At 61.3% G+C, this 15,893-nt stretch carries 16 protein-coding genes; 7 read left to right on the top strand and 9 right to left on the bottom strand.

Going from position 1 to position 15,893, the window contains the following annotated elements; translation table 11 throughout:
- The 6 genes from ACWHVV_RS07505 to ACWHVV_RS07530 form a co-directional block, all read right to left on the bottom strand.
- Positions 1 to 1,083 (bottom strand): ABC transporter ATP-binding protein, encoded by a 1,083-nt coding sequence (locus ACWHVV_RS07505; protein ID WP_447928777.1) that lies wholly within the window; start codon positions 1,081 to 1,083, stop codon positions 1 to 3.
- Complete coding sequence (locus tag ACWHVV_RS07510; protein WP_447928778.1) at positions 1,080 to 2,096, bottom strand: ABC transporter ATP-binding protein; 1,017 nt, start codon at positions 2,094 to 2,096, stop codon at positions 1,080 to 1,082. The genes ACWHVV_RS07505 and ACWHVV_RS07510 overlap by 4 nt, the downstream gene beginning before the upstream one ends.
- Before the next feature lie 6 nt (positions 2,097 to 2,102).
- Positions 2,103 to 3,038, bottom strand: coding sequence for an ABC transporter permease (locus ACWHVV_RS07515; RefSeq protein WP_447928779.1), 936 nt, complete (start codon positions 3,036 to 3,038; stop codon positions 2,103 to 2,105).
- The gene (locus tag ACWHVV_RS07520) at positions 3,035 to 4,084 is read right to left on the bottom strand and encodes an ABC transporter permease (protein WP_447528497.1); all 1,050 of its coding nucleotides are present in this window, start codon (positions 4,082 to 4,084) and stop codon (positions 3,035 to 3,037) included. Before ACWHVV_RS07520 ends, ACWHVV_RS07515 begins: the two co-directional genes overlap by 4 nt.
- A gap of 160 nt (positions 4,085 to 4,244) precedes the next feature.
- On the bottom strand, positions 4,245 to 5,816 hold the full coding sequence (locus ACWHVV_RS07525) for an ABC transporter substrate-binding protein (RefSeq protein WP_447928780.1): 1,572 nt from the start codon (positions 5,814 to 5,816) through the stop codon (positions 4,245 to 4,247).
- A 400-nt stretch (positions 5,817 to 6,216) separates the two neighbouring features.
- Complete coding sequence (locus ACWHVV_RS07530; protein ID WP_447928781.1) at positions 6,217 to 6,603, bottom strand: glutaredoxin family protein; 387 nt, start codon at positions 6,601 to 6,603, stop codon at positions 6,217 to 6,219.
- A gap of 219 nt (positions 6,604 to 6,822) precedes the next feature.
- Between ACWHVV_RS07530 and mpl the strand changes: the two genes are divergently transcribed.
- From mpl to ACWHVV_RS07545, 3 genes are read left to right on the top strand one after another with little or no spacing between them, the layout of a single operon-like run.
- A complete protein-coding gene (gene mpl, locus ACWHVV_RS07535; RefSeq protein ID WP_447928782.1) occupies positions 6,823 to 8,199 on the top strand; it encodes a UDP-N-acetylmuramate:L-alanyl-gamma-D-glutamyl-meso-diaminopimelate ligase in 1,377 nt (458 codons plus the stop codon).
- Entirely contained in the window at positions 8,200 to 8,844 is a 645-nt protein-coding gene (locus ACWHVV_RS07540; RefSeq protein WP_447928783.1) for a flavin prenyltransferase UbiX, read from the top strand.
- Between the two features lie 27 nt (positions 8,845 to 8,871).
- On the top strand, positions 8,872 to 9,495 hold the full coding sequence (locus ACWHVV_RS07545) for a LysE family translocator (protein ID WP_447928784.1): 624 nt from the start codon (positions 8,872 to 8,874) through the stop codon (positions 9,493 to 9,495).
- Positions 9,496 to 9,502: 7 nt separating this feature from the next.
- On the opposite strand, the gene ACWHVV_RS07550 is transcribed toward ACWHVV_RS07545, so the two are convergent.
- Genes ACWHVV_RS07550 through ACWHVV_RS07560 form a run of 3 tightly spaced genes read right to left on the bottom strand, consistent with a single transcriptional unit; the run spans position 9,503 to position 12,712 of the window.
- A complete protein-coding gene (locus tag ACWHVV_RS07550) occupies positions 9,503 to 10,900 on the bottom strand; it encodes a bifunctional DedA family/phosphatase PAP2 family protein (protein WP_447928785.1) in 1,398 nt (465 codons plus the stop codon).
- 43 nt (positions 10,901 to 10,943) lie between these two features.
- Entirely contained in the window at positions 10,944 to 11,876 is a 933-nt protein-coding gene (locus tag ACWHVV_RS07555) for a diguanylate cyclase domain-containing protein (RefSeq protein ID WP_447928786.1), read from the bottom strand.
- Entirely contained in the window at positions 11,873 to 12,712 is an 840-nt protein-coding gene (locus tag ACWHVV_RS07560; protein WP_447928787.1) for a hypothetical protein, read from the bottom strand. The genes ACWHVV_RS07555 and ACWHVV_RS07560 overlap by 4 nt, the downstream gene beginning before the upstream one ends.
- 240 nt (positions 12,713 to 12,952) lie before the next feature.
- On the opposite strand from ACWHVV_RS07560, the gene ACWHVV_RS07565 reads away from it, so the two are divergent.
- The 4 genes from ACWHVV_RS07565 (at position 12,953) to rlmH (ending at position 15,865) form a co-directional block, all read left to right on the top strand.
- Positions 12,953 to 14,260, top strand: coding sequence for a glutamate-5-semialdehyde dehydrogenase (locus tag ACWHVV_RS07565; protein ID WP_447928788.1), 1,308 nt, complete (start codon positions 12,953 to 12,955; stop codon positions 14,258 to 14,260).
- On the top strand, positions 14,257 to 14,913 hold the full coding sequence (nadD, locus tag ACWHVV_RS07570; RefSeq protein WP_447928789.1) for a nicotinate-nucleotide adenylyltransferase: 657 nt from the start codon (positions 14,257 to 14,259) through the stop codon (positions 14,911 to 14,913). The genes ACWHVV_RS07565 and nadD overlap by 4 nt, the downstream gene beginning before the upstream one ends.
- Before the next feature lie 78 nt (positions 14,914 to 14,991).
- Positions 14,992 to 15,381, top strand: a complete 390-nt coding sequence (gene rsfS / locus ACWHVV_RS07575) for a ribosome silencing factor (protein WP_447528508.1) — start codon at positions 14,992 to 14,994, stop codon at positions 15,379 to 15,381.
- 16 nt (positions 15,382 to 15,397) lie between these two features.
- Positions 15,398 to 15,865 carry a 23S rRNA (pseudouridine(1915)-N(3))-methyltransferase RlmH gene (gene rlmH, locus ACWHVV_RS07580; RefSeq protein WP_447528509.1) on the top strand — a complete coding sequence of 156 codons (468 nt, stop codon included), beginning with the start codon at positions 15,398 to 15,400 and terminating at the stop codon, positions 15,863 to 15,865.
- Positions 15,866 to 15,893: the final 28 nt, after the last annotated feature.

Here is a 15,893-nt window from a genome sequence, read left to right on the forward strand (position 1 = left end):
TTATAATCGGCCTTCTTCAACGCCGTGACAGGCCACCCGCGTGCCGTCGTCCTGGGTTCGTAGTACGGGAATCTCCTGCTTACAACGCGCGTTGGCATAGGGGCAGCGGCCGTGGAACACGCAGCCGCTGGGTAAGTTCACCGGGGTCGGCACCTCGCCGGAAAGGCGAATGTGCTGGGGCCGGTCATCCTGCAAGCGCGGGATCGCCGATAACAGCGCCTGAGTATAGGGATGACGCGGCTTGTCGAAAAGCGTACCGGTGGTGGCTATTTCGCACACCGTTCCCAGGTACATGACCGCGACCCGGGTACCGAAGTGCTCGACCACGGCCAGATCGTGGGTGATGAACAGATACGTCAGGTTACGCTCGTGCTGGGCGTCCATCAAAAGATTCAGCACCTGGGCTTGAATGGAGACGTCCAGCGCCGAGATCGGCTCGTCGGCGACGATGAACTCCGGGTCCACCGCCAAAGCGCGGGCAATGGCGATACGCTGGCGCTGACCGCCGGAGAATTCGTGGCCAAAGCGCTTGCCCCAGTCCGGGTCGATGCCCACCGACTGCATCACCGCCTGTACCTTGTCGGCCACCGCGTCACGGCCCCACTCTGGATGGTGAAAGCGCAGCGGCTCTTCCAGGGTTTGCTGGATGGTCATTCGCGGGTTGAGCGATGCGTAGGGGTTTTGAAAGATCATCTGCATGCGCTTGCGATACGGCAGCAGCTGGCGGGAACTCAAGTCGTCGATACGCTGACCGTCGAAATGGATTTCCCCCTCGGAAGGGCTCAAAAGCCCCATGACGGTGCGCGCCACGGTGGATTTGCCGCAGCCGGACTCGCCGACCACGCAAAGGGCTTCGCCGCGCTTGATATCCAGGTTCACGCCGTTGATGGCGTGAACGTACTCCTGATGGCGGACCAGTCGGCCCTTTTTAAAGCGCAGTTGATCGAGAAAATCGCCGGACAGCGAGAAGCGTTTTTTCAGGTCGCGAATTTGTAAAAGCGATTCGGGGCTTGGCTCGTTGACGCCAGGGGTGCTGGACGTCTCGAGCTCACGAGCCGGGATCACGTTGGCCTCGGCACTCATGGGGTTTCCTCCTTCGCGCGGCGGTCTTCGAGCATTTCGGCCACCATGTGGCAGGCGACGCGGCAGTTGCCGGTATCGACAAAGCCTGGCACCTGTTCGGTACACGCCGTCCGGGGTTCGCCATTTTGGCGGACCCGGAAGTCGCAGCGCGGATGAAACGCGCAGCCGCTGGGCAGATTGGAAAGCGACGGCATGCTGCCGGGAATCTGGTTGAGCTTCTCGCCGGGCGTGGCCATCTGCGGCAGGGCGTTGATCAGGCCCTGGGTGTACGGGTGCTGCGGGTCGTTGATGATCTCCCGGGTTGGGCCCTGCTCGATGACCCGGCCGGCGTACATGACCAGCATCCGCTGGGTGACCTGGCTGACCACCCCCAGATCGTGGGTGATCAGGATCAAACCGACGTTGTGCTGCTCGCAAAGATCCAGCAATAGCGCCATGATTTCCGCCTGGATGGTGACATCGAGGGCGGTGGTGGGCTCGTCGGCAATGATGATGTCCGGGTCGAGCAGCAGGGCGATGGCGATGATGATGCGCTGGCGCATACCGCCAGAAAGCTCGTGCGGGTACTGGTCAAGGCGCTTCTCCGGCGAGGGAATCTGCACTTGCTGGAGCTTGTCCAGCGCAATGGCGCGGGCGGCCTTGCTGGAAATACGCCGGTGCGCTTTCAAACACTCGACCATCTGCTCGCCGATGGAAAGCACCGGGTTGAGCGTCATCATCGGGTCCTGGAAGATCATCGAGATACGGTTGCCGCGTACCTTGCGCAAGCCGCGCTCGGACATCTTGTTGAGCGTTTGGCCCTCGAACGCGACGCTGCCGCCGGCGATGAAGCCGGGTTTGGAGATAAGATTCAAAAGCGAAAACGCGGCCACCGACTTGCCGGCGCCGGACTCGCCGACGATCCCTAAGCGTTCGCCCCGGTCCAGGGTAAAGTTGATGTCGCGCAGGGCGTGCACTTCGCCCTGGCGCAGCGCAAAACGAACGTCGAGCTGTGAAACTTCAAGTAGTGCCATGGTGTGTCACCCCTTGTAGAGCCGGGGGTTCATGACATCGCGAAGCCAATCACCCAGCAAATTGATAGAGAGCACCAGCACGACCAGTACCGCACCGGGGATCAGCGTAATCCACCAGGAGCCCGACTGAATATAGTCGAACCCGGCCTTGATCAGCGAGCCAAGCGATGGGTGGGTTTCCGGCATCCCAAGGCCCAGAAACGAAAGCGCGGCCTCGGAGATGATCGCGTTGGCGATCTGTACGGTGGAGATGACGAAAATCGGCGACAGCGTATTGGGCAGCACGTGGCGAAACATGATGCGTTTGCTGCGAAGGCCCATGACCCGGGCGGCGTCGACGTACTCTTTGCTTCGCTCGGCCAGCACCGAGGCGCGCACGGTACGCGCGTACTGAGGCCACTCGGCAAGTCCAATGATCAGAATCAGCATGAGCACCGCGTACTGGCTGTAAAAAGCGCTGCCCATGGTGGCCTTGACCACCGCACCCACCACGATCGCGACCATCAGGGTGGAAAACGAAAGCTGGATATCGGCCAGGCGCATCAGAATCGCATCGACGCGCCCGCCCAGGTAGCCGGCCATCAGGCCGAAGGTGACGCCGATCAGCGCCTGTAGCAGCACGGCGCCAAAGCCGATCAAAAGCGAGACGCGGGTGCCGTAGAGGATGATCGACCAAAGATCGCGCCCCTGGGCGTCGGTGCCCAGGCTATAGCGATCGTCGGCACCGTCGATCCAGAAGGGCGGAAGCTCGGAGTCGAGGATGTTGATCTGGCGTAGATCGTAGGGGTCGGTCGGGGCCAAAAGCGGCGCCGAAAAGGCCGCGACCACCAAACAGATAAAAATGAACAGGCACAGTTGAGCGGTGCGGTCACGCTTGAAGCTGTACCACAGATAGGAGTCGCGCAGGCGCTCCCAGCGGCTTGGGGCGGTCGTGGTGGTCATGCGGGCTTACCTGTCAGTTTTACGGTGGGGTTAACGAAGCCGTAGATCAAATCCACGATCGTGTTCGTCACCACGAATATGACGCCGACGATCATCAGGTAGCTGACGATCAGCGGGATGTCGGCCCGGTTGATTGCTTCCAGGAACATCAGTCCCATACCGGGCCATTGGAAAACGGTTTCGGTCAGGATGGTGTAGGCCACCATGGTGCCGATCTGCACGCCGCCCACGGTGATGACCGGCAGCATGGTATTTTTCAGCGCATGAACGAAGTAGATGCGCCGCATGGAAATACCCTTGGCGCGGGCGTACTTCACATACTCCGACTGCAATACTTCCATCATTTCCGCGCGAATCAGGCGGACGAACAGGGGCAGCATAATGGAGGCCAGCGAGATCGCGGGCAGCACCAGATGCTGGATACCGCTCCAGGTGAGTAAGTTGGTGTCCCAGTGGCCGGCGACATGGACCAGATCGTAGCCACGCCCGAAGGAGGGCATGTTGCCCGAGGTGGAAAGCAGGCCGTTGAGCCATGCCCCCCAGCCAGTGCCCTGGGGAAAGAGGGTCACGGTCACGCCGATCGAAAATATCTGGATCAACACGATCGCGGTCAAAAATACCGGGACCGAGATACCGATGATCGAGGCGCCCATAAAAAAGCGCGAGACCGGCGAGCGCGGCTTGATGGCGCTGTATACCCCAATGGGAACCGAGAACACCACGATGATGAGCGTTGCCGCAAATACCAGCTCGAGGGTGGCGGGCAGGTGGCGGGCAATGACCTCGAGCGCGGGTTCACGATAGAAGTAGGATTGGCCGAAATCGCCCTGCACGGCGTTGGTGGCAAACCGCGCGTATTGCACCAGGAAGGGGTCGTTGAGCCCCATCCGCTCGCGCAGCGCCTCGCGCTCGCTTTCTGGAACGGACTGGCCCACCAGCTGTTGTACCGGGTCACCCAGGTTATCCTGGATGGCGAAGGCCAATACACTGATGACAAACATCACCAATACCGCGTGCATCAGCCGCTTGATTAAAAAAGCAATCATGGCGTACGCCACCTATGTAATCGTTGGTCAGGGGAGCAAAAGGGTGATTCGCAGCCGCAGCGGGCAGCCACGTAAAATGCTTCGCTCTCTCGGTCGAGAGAGCGAAGCATCCTTGCCTGCGGGTCGTGCTGGGAACTAGCGGCTACGAAACGCGCAAGTATTAGCGGTCGATCACCAGGTCGCCCAGGTACGGGAAGTCGATCGCGTTCACGACCGGCTCGATATCGATACCTTCGGCGGCGGCGTAGGCCAGGTTCTGCCAGTGAAGCGTGATATAGCCGACGTCTTCGTAAAGCATGGCTTCGGCTTCCTGGAGCATCTCGGCGCGTTTTTCCAGATCGGTTTCGCTATCCGCTTCGGTGACCAGCGCGTCGATCTCTTCGTTGCAGTAACTGCCGTAGTTGTATTGACCGGCACCGGTCTCTTCATCCGGGCAGAAAGTGAGGTACTGGAAGAGGTTGGCGGTATCTTCGGTATCGGAGTGCCAGCCGACCATCGCGATATCGGAGGTGCGCTCGTCGTACTCCGGCCAGTACTGGGCCAGCGGCATGGTGCGCAGGTTCACGGTGATATTGATTTGCGACAGCATGTTGGCGACCGCCTGAGCGATCTGGGCATCGTTCACGTAGCGGTTGTTAGGCGCGATCATTTCAACGGTGAAGCCGTCTTCGAAGCCCGCCTCGTTCATCAGCTCCTGGGCCCGTTCGATATCGTAGCGCGGTACCAGATCCGGGTTGAAACCGACGTAGCCTTCCGCGGAGAGCTGACCGGCCGGGGTGGCGAAGCCGCGCATCAAGCGATCAGCGATGCCTTCCTGGTTGATGGCCAGGTCGACGGCTTGGCGAACGCGTACGTCCTGGAAGGCTTCGACACGCTCTTCGTTGAGCTGGAAACCGATGATACGCGTGCCGGGCACCTCGATGAGGTCAACGCCCTGGGCGTCACGTACGCGGTCCAGGTCGTTGGGCGGCACGGCGTCGATGAAGTCGACCCCGCCGGAAAGCAGCGCGGCGACGCGAGAAGCGTTTTCGGAAATCGGCGTCAACACGATTTCACTGACGTTACCCTCGCTTTCGGTGTCCCAGTAGTCATCGAAACGCGCGAAGTCGACCCGTACGCCCTGGCGGCGGCTAGTGACCTCGAAGGGACCGGTACCGGAGACGTTGCGTGAGGCAAAGGAGTTGCCTGCTTTCACGATCTCGGCTTTATCGTCGCCACCGTCGGTATCACCGGTATAAAACTGGCTATCCATCGGGAAGATGTAGGTGGCGAGGTTGAGCATCAACGGGTAAGGCTCGGTGGTGGTGATCTCGACGGTATAGTCGTCCACGGCCTCGACGCTTGCGATCGGCTCGAAGATCGCGCGGTAGTCCGGGCTCTGCTGCAAACGCTCGATGGTCCACACCACGTCCTGGGCGGTGAATTCGTTACCGGAGTGGAAGGTCACGCCTTCACGTAGCGTCATGCGCAGGTGGGTTTCGTCGACCTGTTCCCATTCGGTTGCCAGGCGCGGCTCGAACTCGAAATCCTTGGTCCAGCGTACCAGCGGGTCGAAAACGAGGTGAGAAAAGCGCAGCATGCCGCCGGAGAGCTGTTCGTGGATATCCAGGGTTTCCGGGTCCGCGGCGTAGCCGATACGCAGCGTTTCAGCGCTTGCGGTGAGAGGAAGTAGGGCAGTACCCGCCAAAGCCGCGCCGATAACGGACGCGAGGATCGTTTTTTTAAGCTTCATGAATTGTTCCCGTTAGACATTAGTTATTGTTCAACTTTGTTGGCGCCTATTCCACTAGGCGCCAACAAAGTAGACACGGTCAGCCCGTAAGCCATCTTAATAACATAGAGATTGCCCGTGGCCAGGCACAATCGAAAAAATGACACGCTTCATTCATCTACTGAATGAGTCGGCGCAAAGCCGCGTGGTGCCTTATTCATGAAATAAAACTAACGTATGATTCAAAGCGATGATGTATAAGGGAATGGCGATGAATACGCGCCCAAAACGCCGGCCAAGCCGCCGGGCCAAGCGTCAACATGCTGGGGCGCGCTTGCGCCCGTGTGGTGGCTGAGTGTTGTGGTGGAGTATCGCGGTGGGGCGAAGTAGTCTCGGCGGTCAGCGCTTTCCCGCGAAGGGGTTAGCCAAAGCGCTGGTGAAGCCAGCGGTTGATATCATCGGACTCATAAAGCCACTCGGTCTCGCCGTCGTCCCGCGCGATTTTAAGACAAGGCACCTTGGCCCGGCCCCCGCCCTGCAATAGCGCCTCCTTGTTGGCGGCGTCGTGCTGGGCATCCCGGGTTTCGATGTTGAGATTCAGTCGGGCGATCTCCTTACGCACCTTGATACAAAAAGGACAGGTGCGGAACTGATAAAGCGCCAGGTTCTCGCAGGCCTTGTCGGCCTCGGCCTGCGCCTCGGGTGTGCGCTCCATCCCCTTGGGCGTGGAGAGTTTCTCCGAGGCCAGCATGAAGGGAGACATCACCAAACGGACGCCGCGAAAGAAGGTGCGAATCACGCTACGCATCAGGTACTCCATAAGCGGGGGCTGCGCCGCTTGAAAAGGGTGGGTCGATTGATTGGCTGCATCCTGCAACAAAGCGGGCGCGTTGTCACATTCAGGCCACGAAATTGGCGGGCGAAGATGAGCCTGTCTTCAAGGCGTGCTAGTCTCAGCGACTGATTTTTTACGCTTTTTTGGAATCGCTCGGCCAAGCGGTGTCGCCAAGGGGAGGGGGTAAAACCCATGCGTCTGCATATTATCGGTATCTGTGGCACTTTTATGGGCAGCCTTGCGCTGTTGGCCCGCGAACTTGGCCATCAGGTCAGCGGCTCGGATGCCAACGTCTACCCGCCGATGAGCACTCAGCTCGAAAACGCCGGCATCACGCTTAAAAACGCCTACCGGGCGGATAACCTCGGCGAGGACATCGACCTGGTCGTGGTGGGTAACGCGCTGTCCCGGGGTAATCCGGAAGTCGAGGCGCTGCTCGATTTGAACCTGCGCTACACCTCCGGTGCGCAGTGGCTTGCCGATTACGTGCTGCCCGGTCGCCAGGTGATCGCGATCGCCGGCACTCACGGTAAGACCACCACGGCCAGCCTTTTGGCCTGGCTTTTGGAGAGCGCCGGGCTCACGCCGGGGTTTTTGATCGGCGGGGTGCCGCGCAATTTCGGGGTTTCCGCCCGGCTGGGAGCGCAAGAAGCGCCCTTTGTCGTCGAAGCCGACGAGTACGACACGGCGTTTTTCGACAAGCGCTCCAAGTTCGTTCACTACCGCCCGCATATCGCCGTGCTCAATAACCTGGAGTTCGACCACGCCGATATTTTTCCGGACCTGGCGGCGATCGAGCGCCAGTTTCATCACCTGGTGCGCACCGTGCCGAGCAAGGGCCTGTTGCTGGTCGCCGACGATCAAAGCGCTTTGACCCGGGTGCTCGATATGGGCGCCTGGTCACCGATCGCGTATTTTGGCAACGACCCGGCAAGCCCCTGGCGCTATCAGCTGGAACAGCCGGACGCCAGCCGCTTTCGGGTGATTTACGAGCAGGGCGAGACCGCCGAGGACGCCGTGGTGGAGTGGGGCCTGACCGGCGAGTACAACGCGCGTAATGCCCTCGCCGCGCTTGCCTGTGCTCATCGGCTGGGCGTGGATCTGGCGCGGGCGTGCGCGGCGCTTTCACGCTTTCAAACGCCGCGGCGCCGCCAGGAAGTGCGCGGCGACATAAACGGCATACAGGTGATCGACGACTTTGCCCATCACCCCACCGCCATCGCCGCTACGCTAAAGGGTCTGCGCGCCGCAACCCCCAACGGGCGGCTATTGGCCGTGATCGAGCCGCGCTCCAACACCATGCGCCTGGGGGCACTCGCCGAGCGGTTGAAAGGCTCTGTCGAAGATGCCGACGCCGCCTTTTGGTTCGAACCCAAGGGGCTCGATTGGTCGATGGCCACGTTGGTGGACGACCAAAAGCCTGGCGGGCTGTATCACGATATCGACGCGCTGGTCGAGGCGGTGGTGGCCCGGGCGCTGCCCCAGGACCGTATCGTGGTCATGTCCAACGGCGGTTTCGACGGCGTTCACGAGCGCCTTTTACGCGCACTGGCTGACAAGGGGGTTTGAATGGACGAGCGCGATAGCACGACGGGGTTCAAGGCCCCGGTGAGCGTGGCGCTGACCGGCGCCTCCGGCGCCCAGTACGGGCTGCGCCTTATCGAGGTGCTGGTAGGCGCTGGCTGTGAGGTGTGGGTGATGATCTCCAAGGCCGCCCACATGGTCATCGCCACGGAAACCGATGTGGACCTGCCTGCCAAGCCCGAGCGCTTGCAGGAAGCCCTGACGGCGCTAAGCGGCGCGAAGCCGGGCCAGATTCGCTGCTTCGGGCGTGAAGACTGGATGGCGCCGGTCGCCTCGGGCTCCGGCGCGCCTTCTAGAATGGTGATCTGTCCGTGCTCCACCGGCACGCTTTCGGCGGTGGCGACGGGGGCGAGCAATAACCTGATCGAGCGCGCCGCGGATGTCGCCCTCAAGGAGCGCCGTACCCTGGTCATGGTGCCCCGCGAAACGCCATTCTCGGCGATTCATTTAGAGCACATGCTGACACTGAGTCGGCTGGGCGCGGTCATTTTGCCCGCCGCCCCCGGCTTTTATCACAAGCCAACCTCGATCGACGACCTGGTCGACTTTATCGTGGCGCGCATTCTCAATCAGTTGGGTATCGCCCATTCTCTGGTGCCCCGCTGGGGCGAACACCTGGCTGGCTCATAACCCGTTCAATAGTAAGGATCTTCGCGAATGCTCTCTTGGGCGACACTCTCCGTTTTCATCCCCACTTTTTTGTTCGTCTCGCTCACGCCGGGTATGTGCATGACCCTGGCGATGGTGCTGGGTATGACCCAGGGGGTCAAACGCACTCTTTGGATGATGATGGGAGAGCTTGCCGGCGTCGGCCTGGTGGCCGCGGCGGCCGGGGCAGGCGTGGCGGCGCTGATGCTCAAACAGCCGGCGCTATTTACGGTATTCAAGTGGGCCGGCGGGGCGTATCTGGTGTACCTGGGCGTGATGATGTGGCGCTCGCGCGGGCGCATGGCGATTCCCGATACTCTCGATACGGGCCTGCCCGCCGGGCGCCTGCAGCTGGCGACTCAGGGGTTCGTGACCGCGATCGCCAACCCCAAGGGCTGGGCGTTTTTCGTTGCCCTGTTGCCCCCGTTTTTGGATAGCTCCCGGGGGCTTGCGCAGCAGCTCACCGCGCTGATCGCGGTGATTCTCGTCATCGAATTTGCCAGCATGCTGATCTACGCCACGGGCGGTAAAACCCTGCGTCGTACGCTGGGTAAAAGCGGTAACGTGCGCCTTATGAACCGTATCGCCGGCACCTTGATGATTGGGGTGGGGCTTTGGCTCGCGCTGGGCTAGGCGCGCCTTAAACCGGGGGCAAAAAGCCGACCCGTAGGCCCATTAGCACCACGGTTGCGCCCACCAGCAGCGTCACTGGGCAGGGCGGCAGCGCCGGGCGAGCACGGCGCTGCCAGGAAAGCCTGACCAGCGCGCACACGATGAGCCCCAGAAGTGCACCGCCGATTAAATCGCTTAGCCAGTGCACGCCGAGCAAAAGCCGTGAAAGGGCCATGGGCACCACCAGTAAAATGGCGGCCCAGTAAATCCACAGCCGATACTGACGCGAGCACTCGGCGGCCACGAACGCCGCGGCCAGGCCGATCACCACCACAAAACCCGAGGTGTGGGCGCTTGGGTAGGAGAGCGAGCCGGTCAGGTAGTCCGGCGTATCGGGCCGAGCGCGGCCGAAGGCGGCTTTTCCGGCGGTATTGAGAAGCGCTACCCCGCCCAGCGCCACGGCCCAGTGGCTCAGTACGTCGATGCGTTTATGCAGCAAAAGCCAAAGCGCCCAGGGCACTATCAGCACCACGATGCCGAGCTTATCGCCCAGCTTGGCAAGAAATACGCTAACGCTTAGAAGTGGCGCGGTATGCAGCCACTCGAACAGCCGCTGGGCCTGCAGGTCCAGCGCAAGCGGGCCATTGCTTTGTAGTATGTAAAGCGTCCAGCCGCTAAAAGCGGCCAGCGCGATGATCAGCAGCAGTAGCGAGGCCAGCGGCACTTCGCCGGAATGGCTCATGGCAAGCCAGGGCCGACGGATGAACGGCACCCGGCGCACAAGGCGCGCCGTCATCAAATAGAGCCGGCCGTGGCGGCCTACCTGAGCGCGACCCCAGGAGAACACCACGATCAGCGCGACGATAATCGCGGCAATGGCAAAAACCGCGGTTTCGATATTGGACGGTAGTTCCAGGTAGCGCTGCCAGGTATGGCCCAGCAAATAGCCCGGCAGCACGTAGGCCGGTGCCCATATCGCCGCAGAGCTTACGTTGGCCCACAAGAACGTGCGTGGGCGCATGTGCATCATGCCCGCCACCAGCGGAATGATCGGCCGTACCGGCCCGACGAAGCGTCCGATGAAGACCGAATAGATGCCGTAGCGCTCGAAAAAGCGCGCCCCGCGGCCCAGCCATTCCGGGTGCTGCGCCAAGGGCCATCGCTTTGTCACCTGCTCATGGTGGTCATAGCCCAGCTTGAAACTCACCCCATCGCCAATCACGGCACCCAGAAAAGCGGCCAGCAGTAGCCAAACGACATCGACTCCCTGATGGCCCGCCATGGACGCCGCGGCGGTCACCAGTACCACCCCGGGCACTAAAAGCCCCACCACGGCCAGGGACTCGAGCGCTGAAATCAGAAAAATCATCAACAGCAGGGTTAACGGCGAGAGAGAAAGGTCCAGCAACTGCTCAGCTAGGTGCACAAATGACTCCATTCAATGTTGGTGGCGCGCCAAAGCGAGACCGTCAAGCGCCGGGCAGCGTTCTCGAGACGTACTCGAGGCGCCGGACGTAAGGGGCGAAGCGTTCGCTTTGCTGCGGTAAGCATACCCCGATACGTGCTTCGAGCGGGCCGGTTTCGATCAATACCCGCCGGGAGAGCGCCCGATAAAGGCGCTCGCGCACCAGAAGTGCGCCGCTTTCGCTGGTATCCGGCAATACCAGCCAAAAGCTTGCGCTGCCGGCCCGGCCCAGCAAGTCGTGATCGCGGCAGCGGCTATTGACCTCGCTACAAAACGCCCCCAGCAGCGCTTTTTTGGTGCGTACGCCAAACTGCTCCTCGGCCATGTCCAGCTGGGGCAGGTGAAGTACCAGCACGGCGAGGCGTTTGTCGAGCAGTAGCGCGCGCTGAAACTCGTTGCCCAGGCGCTCCTTCAAGGTGTCGATATGGTAGGCGTTGCATTCGCTGTCGTTGGGGTCGGACGCCTTTAACAGGGCGTGGCGCCTGGCGAGCTCCCAGGGGGGCAGCGCGAACAGCAAAACGAGGGCGAGATACTCGAAGGGAAACGGGAAAAACGCCTCGCCGGCAGGGGGGAGCAGCCACCAAAGCGGTATATAAAGCAGGTTGAGGAGCATCGCACTCCAGTGGGGCAAGAGCACGAACGCGGCGGCGATGGGCAGGCCAAGCCACAGCATGGAGTGCGTGAGCCCGAAATAGAGCGCCGAGGAGACGCTGATATAGGCACTTATTAGCAAAATAGCCCGGGGGCCGTAGGGCGAAAAGGCCTGGCCGTAGTGCAGCAGCAGCGCGGCCAGAAGCAGTAGCGTCACGAACATCGGTACGACCAGCTCGCGGTAGTAGCCCATGGCATAAAGCCAGGCGGTATAAAGCGCGGTGATCAAAAGACAGATCGCGTAGGTCAGTGTCATGAGCGCCTTGGGATGTAAGCACCGAATCATGTACGGGTCTCCTCGAAGGCAGAGTGTTGACTGAGCGAGTATTGACTGAGCGAGTCGAGCGTTACGGTGGTGGTGTCGAGCTGAGCGAGCGGCAGATGATGGTAGACCGCGCTACTGGAGAGCGCCTTACAAAGCCCGTGACGGCGCCTGGCGCCCGCGTCGCGGTCGTGGCACAAAAGCAGCACCGCCAAGGAAGAGCCGTTCAAGTGGTAGACGTTTTCGAAACCGTGGATGAGCTCGCAAAGCCGCTGGGCCGACGACCATAGCTTTTTGCGTTTGACGTGAATGATCAATACTTCGGCGTAAATGTTCTCGCGCTCGGCGCGAATCTGCTCGCGGCTCAGGTCCTTCAAAAGCTGCTCGCCCGCCCACAGGTTTAACCCAGGGATCAGGCGCAGCCGCTGGCGTATGGTGCCGTTGACGTTGATCAGCCAGCGGCTTTGAGCAAACGCCAGAAGTGAAAGCCCGCAAAGCGCTAAAAGCAGCATCACGGCCTGGGGCCTGGGGGTGCTGGGCGCAATCAGCAGCCAGCTAATCAGCGCGCCGGCCACGTTGCAAAGCGTCATGCGACGGCTTTGCGGCAACATGAAAAGCGCCGCCCAGACCCAAATGAGCATGCTGTGGCGCGCCGGGGCGGCGGCAATCAGGCATAACAGCAGCCCACTGGTGAAAAGCTGCCAGCAAACATCGCGAGAGCGGCGAAGGGTAAAATCCAAAAGCAGCGCGGTTAACGCAAGCCAGAGCGCACTTGCCCAAAGCGCGGTGGCGGCTATTGCCGGGGCGCTTACGCTCCAGCAGGCAAGCGCTGCGGCGGCCATCAGCAAGTTGATTCTCAAAAAGTGTATCTTGTACTTGTTTTCCATAAAGGCGAACTATTGACCGATTTGAGAACATCTTTCGCGCGGTGATAAGCGGCGTTTAAAACGCATTATAACGTTTAGTTTATCTATTGGGGGGTGTTAATGTTACCGGATGTGGCGGTCGTCATTTTGTGGTGCCCTTTAACGCCCCGGTCACCGTATAACGCGCCGCCATCTTCATGATTTTAATGCCTGTGGACACCACCCGGAGGGAGCATGAGCGTTGCCAGCGCCGACCAACGAAACGACTTGCCCACGTTAGCCACAAGCGACGTGCCCGCTTATATGCAGCACGTCGGACAAAACGCCCGGGCTGCAGCAAGAGTGCTGCGTAGCGCCGATACCGGTATCAAGCAGCGCGCCCTTGGTGCGATTGCAAGCGAACTCGATAACGCCCGCGCCGCGCTGATCGAGGCCAATGCGGAGGACCTGGCGCGGGGGCGGCAAAACGGGCTGGAGCCGGCGCTACTGGACCGGCTGGCGCTGGACGAGGCGCGCATCGACGCCATGATCGAAGGCCTCGACCAGGTGGCCGCCTTGCCCGACCCGGTGGGGGAGATCAGCGCGATGAACTATCGGCCAAGCGGCATTCAGGTCGGCAAGATGCGGGTACCGCTCGGTGTGATCGGGATCATTTATGAGTCCCGCCCCAACGTGACCATCGAGGCGGCGAGCCTGTGTTTGAAATCCGGTAACGCCTGCATTCTGCGCGGCGGCTCCGAGGCCCACGCTTCCAATACCGCGCTCAACGCCTGTATTCAGGCGGGGCTTGCAAGTGTTGGCTTACCCTTGAACGCGGTGCAGGTGGTGGCGACCACGGATCGCGCCGCGGTGGGCGAGCTGATCAGCATGCCTGAGTTCGTCGACGTGATCATTCCGCGGGGCGGGAAATCGCTGATCGCGCGGATCTCGGCGGAAGCGAAGGTGCCGGTCATCAAGCACCTCGACGGCGTTTGTCATGTCTACATCGATGCCACCGCCGACCCCGCCAAGGCGCTGGCCATCGCGGTCAATGCCAAGACCCAGCGTTATGGAACCTGCAATACCATGGAGACGCTGCTGGTCGACGCCGCGGTGGCCGATATTTTGCTGCCAGAGCTTGCCCGCGCGTTTTCCGAGCACCAGGTCGAGCTGCGCGGCTGTGAACGTACCCGCGCGCTACTGCCCCAGGCGCTCGAGGCTCAACCGTCGGATTGGGAGGCCGAGTATCTCGCGCCGATTCTGGCCGTCAAGGTGGTGGACGGCGTCGACGAGGCCATCGCCCATATCGAGCGCTATAGCTCACAGCACACCGATGCGATCGTGACCGAGGACTATACGCTTGCCCGGCGCTTCATGGCCGAGGTGGACTCGAGCTCGGTGGTGGTGAACGCCTCGACCCGCTTCGCCGACGGCTTCGAGTATGGCCTGGGCGCCGAGATCGGTATTTCCACCGACAAGCTTCACGCCCGCGGCCCGGTGGGTCTCGAAGGCCTGACGACGCAGAAATATATCGTGTTGGGCGAGGGTCAGGTTCGCCAATGAGCCAGGCAGTGCTCAAGGTGGCCATGCTGGGTGGCACCTTCGATCCGGTGCATGTCGGTCATCTGCGAAGTGCGGTGGAAGTGCGCGAGGCGCTGACACTTGACCGACTCCACATGATTGCCGCGCCCCGGCCGCCGCTTCGCGACACCCCCCAGGTCACTGCCGAAGAGCGCTTTGCGCTGCTCGAGGCCGGGGTCGGCGATACACCCGGTTTGATCGCCGACGACCGAGAACTCAAGCGGGATGGGCCGTCTTACAGTGTCGATACCCTCAAAGAGCTGCGCCAGGAGTACGGCCCAGAAGCGCGGCTGGTCATGGTGATCGGCTACGATACCTTCCTGCGCCTGGCCGAGTGGCAAAACCCCGAAGCGCTTTTTGAACTGGCCCATTTGGCGGTGATCGCGCGGCCGGGCTATCAAGCGCGGTGGCCCACGCCGCTCACGGAACTGGTGAGCCATCGCGAAGTCGATACGGTGGCAAGCTTAATGGCCCACCCCCAGGGGCGGTTTTTGTCGCTTAGCCTGGAGTCGCGCATGGCGGTATCGGCCACGGCCATTCGCGCGCGCCTGAGTGAGGGGAAAAGCGTGCGCTACCTGCTGCCCGAGGCCGTTGAAGCACGTATTTTTGCCCGCGGGCTCTATCAAAGTCGCTAATAGCGCTGGTAGTCGGTAAAGAAGCCGTTACAATGGCCCGCTATTTAGTGACCATCACATGAGGTTGTTTAGGGAGTCATGCAAATCGATACACTGAAAAACCTGGCGATTGACGCGCTAGAAGAGCTCAAGGCCCGCGATATTACGCAACTCGATGTGTCGCAGTTGACCCAGGTCACCGACCTGATGCTGATTGCCAGCGGCACCTCGACACGCCACGTCTCGGCGCTTGCCCAAAACGTCGTCGAAAAAGCCAAGGCCGAGGGCTTGAAGCCCCAGGGCGTAGAAGGCGGCGATAACGCCGACTGGGTACTGGTCGACCTGGGCGATGTGCTGGTGCATGTCATGTTGCCCGAGGCGCGCGCGCTTTACGACCTGGAGCGGCTCTGGGCGGATCTACCCAGCGACAGCGATGATATGATCAACGAAACGCTGCAAAAGTCCGATCAGCGCATCACGATGTCGTGATGACGAGCCTCGATTCATGAAGGTAAGGCTTCTGGCGGTCGGCACGAAAATGCCTGGCTGGGTGGAAGAGGGCGTGGACACTTACCGTAAGCGTCTGCCGCGCGAGTTTGCCCTCGAGGTCGAAGAAATTGCGCTTGGCGCCCGGGGCAAGAATGCCGATATCGCCAAGGCGCGGGCACTCGAAGGCCAGCGCATCCGCGAAAAGCTGCGCGGCGATGAGCTGATCGTCGCCCTCGAAGTGAACGGCAAGCGTATTACCACCGAACAGTTAGCCCGGGAAGTGGGCGAGTGGCGCATGGACGGGCGGGACATCGTCCTGCTGGTCGGCGGCCCGGATGGTTTGGAACCCTCGGTTTCCGCGCTGGCGCACAAAACCTGGTCGCTTTCCGGATTGACGCTGCCGCACCCGCTGGTGCGGGTTCTGCTCGCCGAGCAACTCTACCGGGCGTGGACGCTGTTTATCGGTCACCCTTACCACCGCTAGGCGAATCCCTGGCCGCTCGCCAAGGTCG

It is taken from the genome of Vreelandella sp. EE27, from assembly GCF_968206495.1.

Coding starts and splice junctions, on each gene's coding strand:
- ACWHVV_RS07505 (WP_447928777.1), bottom strand. CDS start 1,083: ATGAGTGCCGAGGCCAACGTGATCCCGGCTCGTGAGCTCGAGACGTCC.
- ACWHVV_RS07510 (WP_447928778.1), bottom strand. CDS start 2,096: ATGGCACTACTTGAAGTTTCACAGCTCGACGTTCGTTTTGCGCTGCGC.
- ACWHVV_RS07515 (WP_447928779.1), bottom strand. CDS start 3,038: ATGACCACCACGACCGCCCCAAGCCGCTGGGAGCGCCTGCGCGACTCC.
- ACWHVV_RS07520 (WP_447528497.1), bottom strand. CDS start 4,084: ATGATTGCTTTTTTAATCAAGCGGCTGATGCACGCGGTATTGGTGATG.
- ACWHVV_RS07525 (WP_447928780.1), bottom strand. CDS start 5,816: ATGAAGCTTAAAAAAACGATCCTCGCGTCCGTTATCGGCGCGGCTTTG.
- ACWHVV_RS07530 (WP_447928781.1), bottom strand. CDS start 6,603: ATGCGTAGCGTGATTCGCACCTTCTTTCGCGGCGTCCGTTTGGTGATG.
- mpl (WP_447928782.1), top strand. CDS start 6,823: ATGCGTCTGCATATTATCGGTATCTGTGGCACTTTTATGGGCAGCCTT.
- ACWHVV_RS07540 (WP_447928783.1), top strand. CDS start 8,200: ATGGACGAGCGCGATAGCACGACGGGGTTCAAGGCCCCGGTGAGCGTG.
- ACWHVV_RS07545 (WP_447928784.1), top strand. CDS start 8,872: ATGCTCTCTTGGGCGACACTCTCCGTTTTCATCCCCACTTTTTTGTTC.
- ACWHVV_RS07555 (WP_447928786.1), bottom strand. CDS start 11,876: ATGATTCGGTGCTTACATCCCAAGGCGCTCATGACACTGACCTACGCG.
- ACWHVV_RS07565 (WP_447928788.1), top strand. CDS start 12,953: ATGAGCGTTGCCAGCGCCGACCAACGAAACGACTTGCCCACGTTAGCC.
- nadD (WP_447928789.1), top strand. CDS start 14,257: ATGAGCCAGGCAGTGCTCAAGGTGGCCATGCTGGGTGGCACCTTCGAT.
- rsfS (WP_447528508.1), top strand. CDS start 14,992: ATGCAAATCGATACACTGAAAAACCTGGCGATTGACGCGCTAGAAGAG.
- rlmH (WP_447528509.1), top strand. CDS start 15,398: ATGAAGGTAAGGCTTCTGGCGGTCGGCACGAAAATGCCTGGCTGGGTG.